Origin of the sequence: Mucilaginibacter sp. Mucisp86 (assembly GCF_047324315.1) — a bacterium.
In the GTDB taxonomy this organism is placed as follows: Bacteria; Bacteroidota; Bacteroidia; order Sphingobacteriales; family Sphingobacteriaceae; genus Mucilaginibacter.
This window is the reverse complement of sequence record NZ_CP168503.1, coordinates 3,094,620-3,111,762: the sequence shown is the minus strand read 5'-3', so window position 1 is coordinate 3,111,762 and position 17,143 is coordinate 3,094,620. Positions and strand designations below refer to the sequence as shown.

Genomic DNA, 17,143 nt, shown 5'->3' with positions numbered 1-17,143 from the left:
GATTAATGAAAACAAGGACATGAAAAAGATTTTGCATATTATATCGGTATTCTCAACAGTAGTCCTGTTGTTTGCCGGGTGTAAAAAAGATAAACCTGCACCGCAACCCGAACCGGATGAGCCCAAACCCATTGCAGGTTTTACAGTAGCACGAACAGATAGTGTTGATTTTTTGAGTTATCAGTTCACCAGTACATCCATTAATTACAAAGATATCCTATGGCAGTTTGGCGACGATAGCACATCGGCCGAAAAAGCACCTAAGCACAGGTATGCCTTTGATGGTTTGTATCATGTAACGTTAACAGCCAGAAATTCGCAGGGATATTCGGCTGCCCGCGAAATAATATTGAACGTTGCCGATCCAAACTTTGACCGCACCAAAGTTGGTGAAAGCTATTTTGCTACCATAGGCGGTACATTTACCGTATCACGTGATAATGGCGGCGGCCCAAATGCAAATGAGGGCTCACTAAAAGTGGTTGACGGCGACCCGAATACCAAATTTTTCCAATCGGGGTTCTCCGGCGACCTGGTGATGAAATATGAGCTTAAAACGCCCGCTGTTGCAGGAGCATATACCATGACATCGGCAAATGACTCGCCCGATCGTGATCCGAAAGGATGGATCCTTCAGGGCTCCGAGGATGGCATACGCTGGATAAACCTGCACAGCAAAAACAACGAAGTTTTCGCCAACCGCTTTCAGCGGATCCTGTACCACTTTAATAATAATGTGGCTTACAAGTTTTACAGGCTAAGCATCAAGGTTAATAATGGCAGCCGTGATTTCCAGATGGCTGAATGGACAGTTAATAAAAAGCAACCATAAAGACCGTTTGAATCACAAAAGTAGTATTGCGTATTCCGATAAACAAAAAGCCGACTGAAAAATCGGCTTTTTGTTTATCTCTATTAAGAACACGTCGCTGTTCTAAGCCCCGTGTTCTCCGTTTCTTATTTTCGAAGTACGGCTGTCTATTTCGATATATTTATGTAAGAAAAATATAATAGTGTTTATTTATTATATTAGCTAAATAATAAACGCATCTACTTATGAAAAAACCTAAACCAGCTTTAAAAAAGCTACTCCTTCTATGCGTACCTGTCGCGCTTGCTGCCATACTCGTCGGCAGCTGCAAAAAAGACAATCATTCAACCACACAGCCTGCCGTCTCCATACCCGCTGTTGCGGATGCCAAGAGCTGGTATGAAAAGGCGTATCCCGCGAACGCCAAGCTTGCGACACAAACGGCCTCCGTCGGTCAGGATTGGAGCCAGGGCATAAAGCCTGATTGGAACAACGGAGCGACCTATACCCGCTACGAGGACGATGTGGTGGAGCTGCCTGTGGATGCGGCTATTTCGGGGAAACTGAACATTGGCCTGAAAGAACAGACCACCGGGACGGAATACAAGGCGGCCAACAGCAAAAGCTCATTCCTGTTAATCAAGTCGCTCGGCGTCTATCATGCGTACATTATGACCATCATCGGCGACCCAGCATACCTCAAAGGCGACCTGACCAAGCTTGATAAAAATAAATACAACAAGCGCGACAGCAACTTCACCGGTGTGGTGCTCTATTCCACTCCCAAGGGAAAGTTCGTGAATGCGTGGACATATAAGAACGGCGCAATCAGCGGGCACCTATCTCCTGACAGTGCGTCGTCTGCGTCCACTGCTTCAGGCAAAGAACAGATTAACGCCGTAAAGACCAATCTGATTGAGACCACCACCTGCTACACGTGGACGCAAACCTCTTCGTACAACGGGCAGACCACGGGAACGGTCGTGCTTGACAGCTACTGCGTCACCACGTACTCGGGCGGCATGGGGGGAGGCCCGGATAACAACGGCGGTTCAGGGAGTCCCGGCGGTGATGGCGGCGGCGGAGGAACAGGCAGCCCCGGTACTCCGCCCGCTCCCAAGGACGATCCGTGCGCTCCTAAAGGCGGATCTGTTGAGAGCATTGGCAAAACGGTTAGCGTAAACGGGGTGCAAACGAACACCTATCAGCCACCAGCGACACCAGTTGACCCAGGAGGCGGCTTTCCACCGCCAGATGGCAATGTGCCATGTGCGACCGTAGTGACTGGCACAACAATATCATTTCCCACCCCCGACATCATCGATAGTTTAGGAGCCAAATATCCCTGCACGGGACGATTAATTGCGTCATTGCCTAACCTTCCAACGGCGGTGGCACGGCTCATTTATCAGGCGTTTGCTTCGCCGACAGGCAAAAACATAACGTTCCGCATCGGTGACGCCGCGTATTTCGCGGCAAATCCCAAGGAGGATGGGTATACGCAGTATGAAAACGGGATATCGAACGTGTATATCAACCCTGCTGTGTTGGCGAATGCGTCGAACGAATACCGATTGGTGACGCTCTATCACGAAGCAATCCATGCGTATTTGGATGTTGAGATGAACAGGCTGGGTGCTCCTGCATTTGCGACAAGATATCCCGCAATACACGTGGTGGCGAGACCCAATTATTCGCCCAACATCACCAAGCAAAACGACTATTATTTCGACGACGGCACGACTATGGCGCCAATCGACCCCAAGCACAGAACGATGGCGGATTATTTCACCCAAGAGCTCAGAGACGCTATCTTAGCATATAATCCGAGCTTTCCCGCTGACAGGGCTACAGGGCTTGCGAGAGGGGGCATATTCTTGAACGACACGAGCAACAAGTATTTCAACGATTCCGAAAAGGACGTCCGCACGGGCAATTCGGTGGGAACGAAGTGCACGCCATAAACACGAGACAACTATGAAAAAACTGATAGCAATACTATGTTTGACCGTTGCGACTGCTGGCGTCGCAAAGGCACAGGCGAAAATTTACGGAGGCAAACACTATGACCAATTCTTGGGTTGCATGGAGTGCGACAGCCAAACGCCGAACTCCATATGGAGCCCGTTTTCCGACTACGGTTCCTCGCACAACCCGAAGTCGATCTGGAACGAGCGGGGGCTGTACGGCTCCGTGAAAAGCAATTATTCGCCCTATAACCCAAAGGCGAAATATCCGCCGCGAGTGGTTGATAAAAACGGGAAATGCCTCGGGTATTTGACAGTGAACAAGGACAATCCCAAACGATTCGGAGGGTCGGTTGCCGACCTCATCTGCTTTAGCAGGGACACGGTACTACGGGACGGTGTCGATACATACGGACAACAGTTTGAGAAAGTCAATTAAGTTAAACTCGCGTGTTGCCAATCAGCGGCACGCGAGTTTCATATAAATAGAGTTACCATGAGGATATTGAGCCACACCAACAATCAGCCGATGAAAGTTTACGGGATTAAGTTCGCTATATTAGCAGCCCTGAAAGGCGAACCTGTTATAGTGCCGAAAAAATCACTTTACCTTGAAATAAGGACTAAGGTACTCGCTGATCCTGATCAGGGGCTTGCTTTATACCGGGACCTGAAAGCCAACCATCCGGATAAATATGATTTTTCCTCAGAGATTCCTGACCTGATCAGCACCGGTAAATATTTGCAGCGACGGAATAAATTGGATGACGCGGTTAAAGTATTCACGGTTGCTGTTGGTTTAAATGGCAAAGCTGCGGATATTTCATATGGCTATGAACTAATCGGCGAATGTTATTTCAAAAAAGGCGACAGGGTTCGCGCTGCAGAAAACTATACAAAGGCACTGGAGATCGATCCTAAAAATAAGAATGCAGCAGGTATACTGGCAACGCTTAAACAATAAGATAATCCTGCAATGGCCTTCTTACCCCCCTTTCCCGTTTAATTTCCTATATTCAAATTCCACATCTTTAAACTTTTCGATACAGCTGCACCCTCCGAAAACAAAGCTAAACCAGTAGCGTCTTTATCAGGATAGATCATGGTTGAGATCACTTTTTCACCATCGTTACCAAACACTTCCAATGATGACCTGTCAAGTAATACCTTAATTTTAACAATGCCGTTTACCGCTTTCATGGGAGCCGTTTGTATCAAATTTTCCGGTGACTTATTATTTTTTTCTGAACCCGTGCAGTCGACGTAAAGCTGTTGCTTTTCTGCATCATAACCTACTGTTACTTTTTTATCCGTCCCGGCTTTTGCGGCAACATTAAAACCTACCTTCTTGGCATTCCTGGTGTCAAACTCCGCATCAATCCAATAAGCATTTCCATCTCCCGGTAATTTTAACCCGATACCGTTTATATCGATATTCTTTTTCTCAATAACCTTTCCTGTAGCATACTTATGCAGCGCCCCGGTTACAAATACAGAAGGCAATTGATTAAGAACCAAGCCATCGTTTGTAGTTTTTAGCGAAAGATCATGCGGAACAGACATTTGCCCTTTCCATGGGTAGGTTTCCTGGCGGCCATTTTGCAGCCACCCTAAAAGTATCTTTTTATTTTCCGGGGCATCCCGCCAGGCTATCGCAGCATAAAAAGCATCACCATAGTCAACTTTTAATACTTTATTACTTTCGTTAACACTTTTGAATGTAGTACCATCAAAATCACCAACAAAGTATTGGATCAGCGGGCCATGCTCGCCCCCTGAAGAAACAAAAAGTACCCATTTGATATTTGCAGGATTACCGTCAACTACAAGGGGCAACAACGAAGGGCATTCCCAGCCATTTTTTGTAAAGCCTGCCGGGCCAAAGTCGCTCAGTTTATTCCAGTCCTTTAAGTTCTTTGAGCCGTAAAACCGAACCATATGATCGTCAACCATCGATACAGTCATGATCCATTGCTGCGTTGGCTGATACCAGAAAACGTTAGGATCACGAAAGTCATGCATATTAAGATCAATAACCGGGTTGTGCAGATATTGCTTATAGCTTAAGCCGCCATCGTTGCTGTATGCAATAAACTGCGATTCCTTTTTCTGCTTAGGCTGATCGGCTGTAAAAATGGCTACCAGCGGCGGTTTGCCATTGATGCCGAACCCGCTGGTATTGCTTTTATCCAATACAACAGAGCCCGAATAGATCCAGGTAGTGGTATCTTTTGTAATAACCTCAGGAATGGCAACAGGAAGATGTTTCCAGGCAATAAGGTCTTTACTTGTGGCATGCCCCCAGCTCATGTGCCCCCATTTATTTTCAAATGGATTATGCTGATAATATAAATTAAACTCCCCATTTAAAAATACCAAGCCGTTTGGATCGTTAGTCCAGTTTGCCGGTGGCGTAAAATGGTATGCAGGTCGCCAATGCGGCGTAGGTACGGCCTTTTCCTGGGCAAGTACGTTACCGGCAAGGGCAATTAAGCCGATGCTCAACAGTTTAATCTTATTCATGTGTTACAGGTATGATCTTTAGGTTTCTGGTAAGAGCGAAATTTGTGAGATGTCAACCGGCCATTAAATGTAAATCAAAAGCAAAATGGCTAAATCGTTCTCAAGGCTAAAAATGCATGTTTTAATCAAAAATTAAAAATCATTTGTGATTAAAACTTTTGCGATAGTGTATTTTCTAACTATGTAACAAGCGGCTGTAACTGCAAATGATTTGACACCTAAAATATATAGTAAACAGAGTATCAATAAGTTTCAACATTGTCTATAGGTTGTACTGTCTCTGTCAGTATTTATAAACCTATAATTTACTTAAAATGAAAACAAAACTTTACGTAGCCGTACTGGCTATGCTTCCATGCGCGTTATTTTCATGCAGGAAGGGTGCTACCAACATTAATCAGTCACAATTGCAGGTTAGCTCACCAAATGCGGGCACGGCACGCCTCGCTACCCAGGCTACCACTTTTGCACATCCGGGACTGCTGCACAACGCTGCGGATTTCACCAGGATGATCAGTAAGGTCAATTCAAACACGCAACCGCAAAAATCAGGCTGGGACACACTTGTGGCCAATTCACATTCTTCGTCAACCTATGCCATGAAAGGGCCTGTGGCAATTGTTTACCGGGGCAGCGGATCGCCGGAAAACTATTCAAAACTTTATAATGATATCGCTGCTGCTTATCAAAATGCACTGCGCTGGAAAATAGCCGGTACTACGGCTAACGCAGATAAAGCTGTCCAGATCATGAATGCATGGTCCTCCACCCTAACCTCCATTCAGGGTTCGGCAGATCGTTTTCTTGCAGCCGGTATTTATGGCTATGAATTTGCAAACGCAGCCGAAATTATGCGTTCGTACAGCGGATGGGCAGCTGCCGATTTTACCCAATTCAAGAATATGATGCTGAACGTGTTTTACCCGGTAAATCATGATTTTCTTACCAATCATAACGGTGCCTGCATTACCAATTACTGGGCTAACTGGGATGCCTGCAATATGGCCAGCATACTTGCTATTGGTGTATTATGTGATGACACCGCTAAGTTTAATGAAGCAATTGCCTATTTCAAAAGCGGGGCCGGCAATGGCGCTTACGGTCATGTAGCACCATTTGCTTATACAGACCAGGGCGGTATTGCCCAATGCCAGGAAAGCGGCCGCGATCAGGGCCACAGTTGTTTGGATGTATCTCTTTATGGAGCTATTTGTCAAATGGCTTTTAACCAGGGACAGGACCTTTTTGCTTACAACCCCTGGAATGATGTACGTCCCCGCATTCAGGGTATGTGTGAGTACGTAGCCTCATACAATCTGAACAATACGGTTCCATTTACTACTTATAACTGGGGCAATGGCACCAACTGTACAGCACAATCGCAAACGGTTATCTCAGCGTCGGGCCGCGGCGACCGCCGGCCAAGCTGGGAGCTGCTCTACGCACATTATGTACAATTACGCGGACTAAGCTCTCCCAATATTGCCGCTTATGCTGCCAGCATGCGTCCCGAAGGCGGCGGCGGCAACTATGGCACTACAAGTGGCGGCTATGATCAGCTGGGCTTTGGCACATTAGCCTATCTCCGATAAAACCCGGACACCGGCAGAGACAGTAATACTACTCAACCCCGTGTTAACAGGGTTGAGTAGTATTACATCTATTAAATAAGTACTGCACTCAGAAAATTTCGGCGCGATCATATCCGGCATAACACAAAAAAATAAATAATTTATTTTTATATATTAATATACTAATTTTCAATAAATTAACACAATGAATACCTAAACCCATTTTATGAAAAATATTGCATTGGCCATGTCTGGCGGAGGGTACCGGGCAGCGGCATTTTCTCTTGGTGCTTTATCTTATCTGAACAATACCGGGTATGATAATAGCACCCTGTTACAAAACGTAACGTTCATGAGTTCAACATCTGGCGGCAGTATTACCAATATTGCCTACAGTGCAGGAGTATGCCGGGGCGATTCTTTTTCAACCATCTATCACCGGCTGTTAAATGCTATCGACGGCGAAAAAGTAATTAAAAGGGCCTTTGAGATCCTTAATCATGACGCTGCCTGGCAAACCCGACCAGATAAAAGCCGGAACCTGATCAATGCCTTTTCCATGGCCTATGACGAATTACTTTATTCCGATCAATATTTTAAGTTGTATACTGATCACCTGGGTAAAACACATCTTGAAGAGATCTGCGTAAATTCTACCGAATTTGCCAACGGGTTAAGTTTTCGCTTTCAATCCCAGCACCCGACCCTTAATAACGGGAAGGTTGGTAACGGCTATATTTATTTCAATGATCTGGATGCGGCCTGGCGTTTAAAGCTGTCGGATATCCTGGCAAGCTCCTCTTGTTTTCCCGGTGGTTTTGAGCCGCTGATCTTCCCGGAAGATTTTACCCATGTCGGCCTCAAACCAGAAGAGCTAAATGAGGCAATAAACTTCAAGAACAATCCTTTTACTACCGATGAAAAACCAGACGATATTTTTGAGGACGACGATTTCAAAGACAATCCCAAGCGTTTCGGCCTGATGGACGGTGGTATTGCCGATAACCAGGCCATCGACAGCATCCTGCTTGCCAACCAGCGCCGCAAGGAAAAATCCCGTCCTCCGTTTGATCTGTTGCTGATCACCGATGTAACGAGCTACTTGATTGACAGCTATACCCTTCCACTGGAAAAAAAGAGCATCCCCGGCAAAGCCACGATTAACGGTATTACCTGGTCGCTGTTTATCCTGGGCCTCCTGTTTCCTATAATGATCCTGATATCCCTCTTTGCAGGCTGGCACCGGTGGATGTACCTGCTTTTTATTCCATCATTACTGGCACTGGTAAGCTGGCTTGCCATTCAGGTCAAACTCCTGATAACCCGTATAAGTGCCAACCGCGAACGATCGACCTGGAGCCTGATGCTGCTAAGTTATGCGGAATATTTTTTAAAACTCCGCCTGAGTGCCCTTATCCAGATGCTTACTGCCCGCTTAAAATCAGTGTTGATGATCACCTCTGATATTTACCTCAAACAGATCAGGGCGCATTATTATAGCCAGCTTTATGCCGATCCGGCAACGCATTACCTGGTTGTCAGCAACGCTATCTATGACCTGAGCATGGTAAAGCAAAAAGCCGCAATCGTAATTCCTGTTATACAGCAGAAAACAACCAATCCGGATGATGAAGCCGCCGAACAGCAACTTGATAAAGGGGCCCCACCTTCGGCTGCGCTGATCGGTATTGCAGAAAAAGCCAGGATGATGGCCACTACCCTCTGGTTCGATAAATATCAGCGTAAAGACAATAGCAAAGCAGCCGTTGTGGCAACCGGCCAGTTTACAACCTGCTATAATTTATTGAAACACCTTTATGCAAAACAACAGCGGGTGAAATTGCAGGACATTAAGCAACCGGCAACAGAGCCAACGGAAACATGGACTACCGCCGATACACAACTTAAAGTAACCATGGAAGCCGACTGGAAGAGGTTTAATGAAGACCCTTTTTGGCTTTATAACCAGGAAGGCACTTCCGAGCCCGGTTTCAGGCCCTTAATGGCTGTAGCTGAAAAACAACGGTTTAAAGTGATCAATAAGTAGTTACGATCATACCCCCTCCCGGCCTACCGTGTACCCACATCTTTTAATTATTATGATGAATTAAAAGAAGATATCATTTCAATGAACCTGCTGGGGAACGTGCGGATGGTGAGGAGAAATCTAATACATCCGGCTCTAAACTATGTAAAGCGACTTAACAGGGCGTATAAGATTTCTCTTTCGCTCCAATGCTTAGCCCTGCCCATGCTCTATCGAAATAATATCTTTTATTTAAAACTTATGGTTACACAGCAGCCCTCCGACGGTTTTTCCCCGGTGGCCAAATGAAATCGAAACAAACATCTTATTATTTGCCTTTAAGCAGCCGGTAAGCTCAAATAAAATGTGGTGCCTATGCCCATTGTTGTTTCAAACCATATTTTGCCATTGGCATTTTCGATGGAGTTTTTGATGAATGCCAAACCTAAACCTGTTCCGGAACTTTTGGTGGTAAAGTTTGGCTCAAAGATCTTTTCGCGCATGTCTTCGGGGATCCCGTTCCCATTATCTTTAATAGTGAGCAGTATGTTTTTGCTGGTTACCAGGAAATTAATATCTATGATACATTTCCTATCAGGAGGGGTAGCTTCAATAGCATTTTTTAACAGGTTGTTAAAACAGCGCAACAACTGATCGCGATCGGCATTGATAGTAAAAGTGCTTTCGGGCTGCTGGTAAGTAATCTGCACGTTATCCATTTGCTTGAAAATGGTAACCGCCTGGTTCAGCACATCAAAAATATTGAGCTGCTCAATGCGGGTATCGGGCATTTTGGCAAATGCCGAAAACTCTGAAGCTATTGACGACAGGCTTTCAATCTGCTCAACAAATGATTTGCTGAAACGTTCAAACTTCTGATCAAACCTAGGGTCTTTATCTTTCCACGACTTATCAAGCAGTTGCAAGCCCAGTTTTAAAGGCGTTAGCGGATTTTTAATTTCATGAGCAACCTGCTTGGCCATTTCGCGCCAGGCGCTTTCACGTTCAGATTGCGCCAGGCGCTGCGCACTGTTCTCCAACGCCGATATCATTTTATTATACTCTTTAACCAATGCCCCGATCTCATCATCGCGCGACCATTTAATATGCTCGTTCTTTTTACCGTAGATGGTTTTGCTGAGACTTTGCTGTATAAAGTTTAACGGCGCAGTTATCTGCCGGGCTATAATGATAGCAAACAAGCCTATGGCAATGAATACTATAGCGTAAACATTTATCATTACGTTAAGTAACGAGCTTATGCGCTCACGGTAATCCGTTTCATTACTAAAGTAAGGCAGTTGGATATAGGCTACGGTTTTGTTTGATGATGTAAGTGTTATTGGGGCATAGGCAGCTTTATAACTCAACTCGCCTATTTTTTCGTCGTTTACAAATTCGGTTTTTTGCAGTTTACTCAAAAAGATAAATGCACGGGCGTTCATCCGTTTAGCTACCAGGCCGTTTTCATAAATTTTGGGCTGCGTGGTTAACAGAGGAACGCCATTGGTATCAAACACGGTAAGGTCGGTTGCGTAAGTATTAGCAAGCTCATTAAAATGAACCTGGCTCTCTTCATTAATATGCTCAACGTATTGGGTAAAAAGACCGTTTTCAAATGCCGATGCGATACGGGTTATTTTATCCCTGATCATTTTTTCCTGCTGGGTGTGGTACTGGTTACTGATGGATAAAAAGGTAATAAAACCAACAAGCACCAAGGTAACTACCACGGCCAGTATCATCGAGATCTGGATGCGGGTTTTGTACAACACCTTGTCAAAATTTATCCTGAAGTTTATCTTTAGCCCATCTTCGGCGATATTAAAAATCTTGATGCGGGCCCATGACCATTTTAAAGTGATAATAACCGCACTGAATATCAGTATTACAACTAAAAAGAAGGTAAGCGAGGTAACAGCATAATAAAGTGAGTTTTCCTCCCGGCTAACAACAATCAGGTTCCTTTCGCTGGGCTTATATACCAGGTGATTGTATGTTGTAAAGCTTTCGTACCAGGCGGAGCTGTGGTTTTTGGTGGTTTTTTCAGTGTATTTTTTTAGCTCTCCTTTAAATTCACTGTTATCAAGCGAATAAACGTAAGTACCGCGCTGGCTCAGCAGCTTATTATCGCTGTAAAAAGCATATGAGTAATCTTTAAAATCATCTTCGGGGCTTATGTTACCATCAATAAGCAGTTCGGGAAAAGTACCGGATACTTGAAGCGGCTTGGATTTGAGCTCAATTACAATGGTGCCCAATTGCTTATTACTGGTATTTACCGGCAATATTGCAAAGTAATTCTGATAGCCAAACGATTCATTTTCGCGGTAAAAATAGTCGGATACCTTAAACGAACTGTATAGTACCAGATCTTTAAATACACTCAGCGAATAATTTTTATCGGCCGATGTAGGTTCTTCATTAGCATCAAATTCATGAACCTTAAACTCGTACTTTGACAAGTACCCATCAAAATAAAGCTTTTGAAAACGGGTTTTAAGGTAATCGCCATTGTGCAGACCGTTGGTAAAATAGCGTACTATGGCAGTATCAGTTATGATTTGGTTTTCTACCTTCTTAAAAATGTAATCGGCAGTAGCATCATCCGGAATCTCCAGTTTTTGTACCAGCGCTTTCCTGGTTTCATGCTCTTTTAAATCTTCAAAATGATTAAGCTTAATAGCTGCTATCAGGGCGCAAACAAATACAATCCCTAAAAACGAGGTGGCAAAAAGTTGCTCTTTATAGTATATGAAGTTATAGGCCCTTATCAATACCAGCAACGCCCATAACAGATAAAACAGTGTAAATTCGTGGTAATAGGTAAATACAACTGTGGTTATGGCAATTCCAAACAAAAACAGGAACAACTGGTGGGTGCGGGGAACATTAAGCTTCAGGCATATGGTTAAAACAATTTCATTAAGCAGGTAAAATATCAAAAAGCTAAAGCACAGCATCAGCACTCCCAGCAAGCTGAACCCGGTTAAACTGAGTACATTATTTACATCAAAATTGATTTTTGAGTTAATAACCAGCCCATAAAACAAACTTAATAATGAAGTTGAAACCACTATAAGAGTTAAAACAGAGACGACAACTATAGTGTAGCCTGTTGTTTTACTTTGCACATTATTTAAAAACCGGCGCCGTTGCCTGTACACAAAGGTTATAAACCAAAAAATAACCAGGATATTGATGCAAAAATCGCCCAGCGAAGGATAAACCAAACTTGAGCCATAAAATATGGGATTGAAAATACTGAGCTTATATGTAAAATCGGGCAGGTTATAATGCAGGTTAACAAACCTGAACAATACAATGTACAAAGCCAGGAAAATGATGGATAGCACTACATACCCTTTTGCTGCTACATAATTGCAGATATTATGCATCAGGATACAAAGCGTAAGGGCCGTCAGGATCCAAAATGAAAGTTCATAGTAAACAAAATCATTATTGGCACCATTATTTTTAAGCTTTACCGAAAACAGGTAATCATTATCACTGCTATGAACTTCGTAAACGTTAATATCCGTAAAATCAGCTATATCGATGTTATCATCGTCCAGCAGATCTTTAGCAAATTTGTTTTGGAGGTATTTGTTCTGGAAGGCATAATTGATTTTTACCGGTATAAAGAAGATAACGGAAAAATCCCCCTCACTTTTCCGGAACGTTTCATAATACCCATTAGGTTGCTGAATAAATGAGTAGCCCTCCTTAATGGTATTTGTACTATCGGGCAACACTTTTATTCCGCTCCAAAAGCTTAATTTGTTGTTGGTTAGGGTTATAAACCAGATACCGTTTTGGGTGGTAAAATCTTCAATAGCATTAATAGCATCCTGCTCATTATTGCGCAGGTTCATCATCTTATTAAAACGCCCCGTGCCGTTAAGTTGCTTATTTATAAAAGTTTCCTTGTTATGGAGATTATTTTCAAGCACCCGGGCAGACTGCACAAGACTGTTCACCGGCGTGTACGTTTTTTGTACAATAATGGCCGTAAGCAGCAAACTAAGCCCTAAAAGGGCAAGCAATAGGCGTATTTTTCCGGATGTAGTCAAGATATTGCTATACTATGGATTTTTTGATTAATACAAGCCTATAACAAAAATAAAAGCCACATGTTGTATGTGGCTTTTAAAAATTATTGCGGTAATGAAGCGCTTGCTGTTATCACGGTTTTATCAACCTTTTTAACAAGCCCCTGCAGCACGTTACCCGGCCCTACTTCGGTAAATGAGGTAGCACCGTCTTCAAGCATATGCATTACGGTTTGGGTCCATCTAACGGCGCCGGTTAACTGGGCTATCAGGTTTTTCTTGATCAACTCAGGATCGGTATATGGTTTGGCATCTATATTTTGATAGATAGGGCATACCGGCGATTTGATTTCGGTAGCCACAATAGCGGCTTCCAGTTCAACCCTTGCCGCTTCCATCAACGGAGAGTGGAATGCGCCACCTACTTTAAGTTTTAAAGCTCGTTTAGCTCCGGCTTCGGTCATCTTAATACAAGCCTCATCAATACCGGCAATTGAGCCTGATATTACCAGTTGTCCCGGGCAATTGTAATTAGCAGGAACAACTACTTCACTTATACGCTCACAAATATCTTCTACAGTAAAATCATCCAGTCCTAAAATAGCTGCCATGGTTGATGGCTGTATTTCACAGGCTTTCTGCATGGCATTAGCACGTGCGGCTACTAAACGTAAACCATCCTCAAATGATAAAGCACCTGCGGCAACCAAGGCCGAAAATTCGCCTAATGAATGGCCTGCAACCATTTCCGGTTGAAAGTCATCGCCCAAAACTGTAGCCAAAATAGTTGAGTGTAAATAGATAGCAGGCTGGGTAACGTTAGTTTGCACTAAATCTTCGGCAGTCCCTTCAAACATTACATCGGTAATGCGGAAACCTAAAATTTCGTTAGCCTTTTCAAACAGCTCACGCGCTTTTTCTGACTGGTCGTACAGGTCCTTGCCCATACCTACAAACTGGGCACCCTGGCCCGGGAAAATATATGCTTTCATTTTGCCCCCTAACCCCCTAAAGGGGGAATATTGTTTTAGTGGTTTATAAATATAATCATTAGCTCCTTACTCCCCCTTTAGGGGGCCGGGGGGCTCTTAACTTAATTTCGAACTTATCAAATTCAAAAACTCAGTCCTGGTTTTCTCTTTCAGGAACTCACCGGTAAAGGCCGATGTTGTGGTTACCGAATTTTGTTTTTGTACGCCACGCATGCTCATACACAAGTGACGGCATTCAATTACCACGCCAACGCCTATCGGGTTCAGGGTTTGCTGAATGCAATCGCGAATTTCGTTGGTTAAACGTTCCTGTACCTGTAACCGGCGGGCAAATACATCAACCACACGAGGGATCTTGCTCAAACCTACCACGTGCCCGTTCGGGATGTAGGCCACGTGTGCTTTGCCAAAGAAGGGCAGCATGTGGTGCTCGCACATGGAATATACTTCAATGTCTTTCACCACCACCATCTGGCTGTAATCTTCCTTAAACTTGGCCGAGTTCAGGATCTCTTCGGCATTAAGCTCGTAACCGTGGGTTAGGTAAAGCATCGCTTTGGCCACACGCTCGGGAGTTTTCAATAAACCTTCGCGTTCGGCATCTTCGCCTATTTGCTTTAATACGTTGTGATAGTTCCCCTTTAAACTATCAATCCGCTCCTGGTTGTAACGATCTATTTTGATGTATCCGCCGAAATCGTCATCGTCGGTATCCTGGCTAAATTGTGAATCGCTCATTTTATAAAATTAATCGCCAAAATACTCGGCAGAATTATTTTCGGTTTCGTACAGCTTTACCGAGTGCAAAAATACACCCTCGTAAGCTTCAATAGGTCCTTTTAACTGGTTAAAGATCTCAATGCAGAGCAATTCGGTCGACGCCATTTTACCTGCCATAAAATCAACATCTTTATTAATGTTTTTATGGTCAAGCTTTTCAATAACATACTCATTGATAATTATCTTCAGCTCTTTTAAGTCGATAAGATAACCGGTAGCGTGCGTGACTTCGCCCTTTACAGTTACAAACAGGTTGTAATTGTGACCATGCCAGTTGGGGTTTGCGCATTTGCCAAACACCTCAAAGTTTTTTTCAGCGCTCCATTCCTCACGGTACATCCGGTGAGCGGCATTAAAATGTTCCTTGCGCGTTATATGTATCATCATAACAAAAGTGGGTGCAAATATACAAAACAAAAACAGGTGAGTTGTTTTATATTAGCCGTCAAAATAATGCAATATGCTTATACTCATTGTTGCAGCTACCAAATTTGAAGTTGAGCCATTGGCCAATGCCTTTGGCAGCAAAGTTGATATTCTTATAACCGGTGCAGGCATGGTGCCAACAGCCTTTGGCATGGCCCGGCAACTCAGCAATCATACTTACGACCTGGCGATTAACCTTGGCATTGCAGGCAGTTTCGACCGTAATTTTAATTTAGGAGATGTATTGGAAATTACCGAAGATACCTTTGCCGAACTTGGAGCACAGGATGATGAGGATTTTATCCCTATCAATACTCTCGGTTTCGGCGAAAGCGTTTTTACCCCAACAACATCACTTGACCAGGTTTATCCTAACTTCTTTCTGAAAAAAGCAAAAGCTATTACTGTTAATACGGTCCATGGCCATGAACCAGCTATCCAAAAAATACAGCAACGGTTAAATCCGCAACTGGAAAGTATGGAAGGCGCGGCCTTCTTTTACGCCTGTCGGCAGATGAACATACCGGGCATGCAAATCAGGGCAGTGTCAAATTATGTGGAGAAACGTAACCGGGAGGCCTGGAACATTGGGCTGGCCATTAAAAATCTGAATACATTTGCCATCGACCTGGTGAGCCAGATCATTAATAGTTAAAATTCACCATGGGCTTATTTGATTTTTTTTCGAAAAGCAAATCTGTTTACACACCCTCTACCTACTTTTTAAATCACGATTTAAAAGACAAGTATTTTTTTCGCAAAATGCCCTTTTATTATTTAAACGATGAGGTTGGAATTGTAGCTATGGATAATAAATCGCCAAGGCTGATTACTTTTGATCCTTGGCCGCAACAGATTTTTTTGCATGCAACAGGCAAAATAACTACCCATGATTTTCTGATTGAAATGGCAAACCTATATCGGGGCAAGGTTCCTGAACGTCTCGATAAAACCATCATTGAAGAATTAGAGCGACTTATCAAAGAAGAAATCGTTGATATTGCCGACGAACCTAATAAAATCAATCCCGAATATCTGACTCCTATAAAATTTAATAAATAACATGAAACTAACGCTCGGATTTTCGCCCTGCCCTAACGATACTTTTATTTTTGACGCCCTCATCCACCATAAAATTGATACCGAAGGCCTGGAGTTTGAAGTATTTTATGATGACGTGGAAACGCTTAACCAAAAGGCTTTCCGCGGCGAGCTTGATATTACCAAGTTAAGCTACCATGCTTTTGCTTACGTCACTGATAAATATGTACTGCTTGATTCGGGGAGTGCATTAGGGTTTGGTGTAGGCCCCATGCTCATTTTTAATCCACCGATAACTCGTTTTATAAATGATGGGGATAAGGAAGTATTCAAGGGAGAATCCGGCACCAGCGAAAAAGTTGATCTGGTCCCCATTGTTTCAAAATCCAAAATTGGGATTCCAGGAAAATATACAACCGCCAATTTCTTACTAAGTCTTGCTTTTCCGGACGCCAATGATAAAACAGAAATTGTTTTTTCTGAAATAGAAAACTCTGTGCTAAACGGAACCATTGATTTTGGATTGATCATCCACGAAAACAGGTTTACTTATCAGGACAGGGGGCTGGCCAAATTAATCGATCTTGGTGACTATTGGGAAAAACGTACCGGCTGCGCTATACCTCTTGGCGGCATTGTAGCTAACCGCAATTTACCACAGGATGTTCAGCATAAAATAAACCGGGTGTTACGCAAATCGGTTGAGTTTGCTTTTGCCAATCCAAAATCGGGCTTAGAGTTTATTAAACAGCACGCCCAGGAAATGAGCGAGGAGGTGATGTACAAGCACATTGAGCTTTATGTAAACCAGTACTCAGTTGAGTTGGGCGAAGAAGGTCGTAAAGCTATTAACCTGATGTTTGATACTGCTTTAGAAAAAGGTATTATACCGGAGATAAAATATAGGATATTTTTGACTGATTAAGATGACAGCAGAATTTGATCTGCTATAAA

14 protein-coding genes are annotated in these 17,143 nt (G+C 43.5%); 9 read left to right on the top strand and 5 right to left on the bottom strand.

The window, feature by feature from the left end; translation table 11 throughout:
- The first annotated feature begins 19 nt into the window (after window positions 1-19).
- The 4 genes from ACEN9X_RS13275 (at window position 20) to ACEN9X_RS13260 (ending at window position 3,742) form a co-directional block, all read left to right on the top strand.
- Window positions 20-832, top strand: coding sequence for a PKD domain-containing protein (locus ACEN9X_RS13275; protein WP_413670820.1), 813 nt, complete (start codon window positions 20-22; stop codon window positions 830-832).
- 224 nt (window positions 833-1,056) lie between these two features.
- Window positions 1,057-2,775 (top strand): hypothetical protein, encoded by a 1,719-nt coding sequence (locus ACEN9X_RS13270; RefSeq protein WP_413670819.1) that lies wholly within the window; start codon window positions 1,057-1,059, stop codon window positions 2,773-2,775.
- A 13-nt stretch (window positions 2,776-2,788) separates the two neighbouring features.
- The gene (locus tag ACEN9X_RS13265; protein ID WP_413670818.1) at window positions 2,789-3,217 is read left to right on the top strand and encodes a hypothetical protein; all 429 of its coding nucleotides are present in this window, start codon (window positions 2,789-2,791) and stop codon (window positions 3,215-3,217) included.
- A 57-nt stretch (window positions 3,218-3,274) separates the two neighbouring features.
- Window positions 3,275-3,742: a tetratricopeptide repeat protein gene (locus ACEN9X_RS13260; protein WP_413670817.1), complete on the top strand. Its 468-nt coding sequence runs from the start codon at window positions 3,275-3,277 to the stop codon at window positions 3,740-3,742.
- 38 nt (window positions 3,743-3,780) lie between these two features.
- On the opposite strand, the gene ACEN9X_RS13255 is transcribed toward ACEN9X_RS13260, so the two are convergent.
- Window positions 3,781-5,301, bottom strand: coding sequence for a glycoside hydrolase family 32 protein (locus tag ACEN9X_RS13255; RefSeq protein ID WP_413670816.1), 1,521 nt, complete (start codon window positions 5,299-5,301; stop codon window positions 3,781-3,783).
- 314 nt (window positions 5,302-5,615) lie between these two features.
- Here ACEN9X_RS13255 and ACEN9X_RS13250 point away from each other — a divergent pair, with 314 nt between their 5' ends.
- Window positions 5,616-6,893, top strand: coding sequence for an alginate lyase family protein (locus ACEN9X_RS13250; protein ID WP_413670815.1), 1,278 nt, complete (start codon window positions 5,616-5,618; stop codon window positions 6,891-6,893).
- 205 nt (window positions 6,894-7,098) lie between these two features.
- Window positions 7,099-8,919 carry a patatin-like phospholipase family protein gene (locus ACEN9X_RS13245; protein ID WP_413670814.1) on the top strand — a complete coding sequence of 607 codons (1,821 nt, stop codon included), beginning with the start codon at window positions 7,099-7,101 and terminating at the stop codon, window positions 8,917-8,919.
- A 317-nt stretch (window positions 8,920-9,236) separates the two neighbouring features.
- On the opposite strand, the gene ACEN9X_RS13240 is transcribed toward ACEN9X_RS13245, so the two are convergent.
- The 4 genes from ACEN9X_RS13240 to ACEN9X_RS13225 all read right to left on the bottom strand — a co-directional run bounded on the left by ACEN9X_RS13240 (window position 9,237) and on the right by ACEN9X_RS13225 (window position 15,106).
- A complete protein-coding gene (locus ACEN9X_RS13240; RefSeq protein ID WP_413670813.1) occupies window positions 9,237-12,971 on the bottom strand; it encodes an ATP-binding protein in 3,735 nt (1,244 codons plus the stop codon).
- A gap of 83 nt (window positions 12,972-13,054) precedes the next feature.
- On the bottom strand, window positions 13,055-13,942 hold the full coding sequence (gene fabD, locus ACEN9X_RS13235; RefSeq protein WP_413670812.1) for an ACP S-malonyltransferase: 888 nt from the start codon (window positions 13,940-13,942) through the stop codon (window positions 13,055-13,057).
- Window positions 13,943-14,038: 96 nt separating this feature from the next.
- Window positions 14,039-14,680: a GTP cyclohydrolase I FolE gene (folE, locus tag ACEN9X_RS13230; RefSeq protein WP_413670811.1), complete on the bottom strand. Its 642-nt coding sequence runs from the start codon at window positions 14,678-14,680 to the stop codon at window positions 14,039-14,041.
- Between the two features lie 9 nt (window positions 14,681-14,689).
- The gene (locus tag ACEN9X_RS13225; RefSeq protein ID WP_413671135.1) at window positions 14,690-15,106 is read right to left on the bottom strand and encodes a 6-pyruvoyl trahydropterin synthase family protein; all 417 of its coding nucleotides are present in this window, start codon (window positions 15,104-15,106) and stop codon (window positions 14,690-14,692) included.
- A 76-nt stretch (window positions 15,107-15,182) separates the two neighbouring features.
- Between ACEN9X_RS13225 and mqnB the strand changes: the two genes are divergently transcribed.
- From mqnB to ACEN9X_RS13210, 3 genes are read left to right on the top strand one after another with little or no spacing between them, the layout of a single operon-like run.
- Window positions 15,183-15,803, top strand: coding sequence for a futalosine hydrolase (mqnB, locus tag ACEN9X_RS13220; protein WP_413670810.1), 621 nt, complete (start codon window positions 15,183-15,185; stop codon window positions 15,801-15,803).
- 8 nt (window positions 15,804-15,811) lie between these two features.
- Window positions 15,812-16,210 (top strand): hypothetical protein, encoded by a 399-nt coding sequence (locus tag ACEN9X_RS13215; protein ID WP_413670809.1) that lies wholly within the window; start codon window positions 15,812-15,814, stop codon window positions 16,208-16,210.
- 1 nt (window position 16,211) lies between these two features.
- On the top strand, window positions 16,212-17,114 hold the full coding sequence (locus ACEN9X_RS13210) for a menaquinone biosynthesis family protein (RefSeq protein ID WP_413670808.1): 903 nt from the start codon (window positions 16,212-16,214) through the stop codon (window positions 17,112-17,114).
- Window positions 17,115-17,143 lie beyond the last annotated feature (29 nt).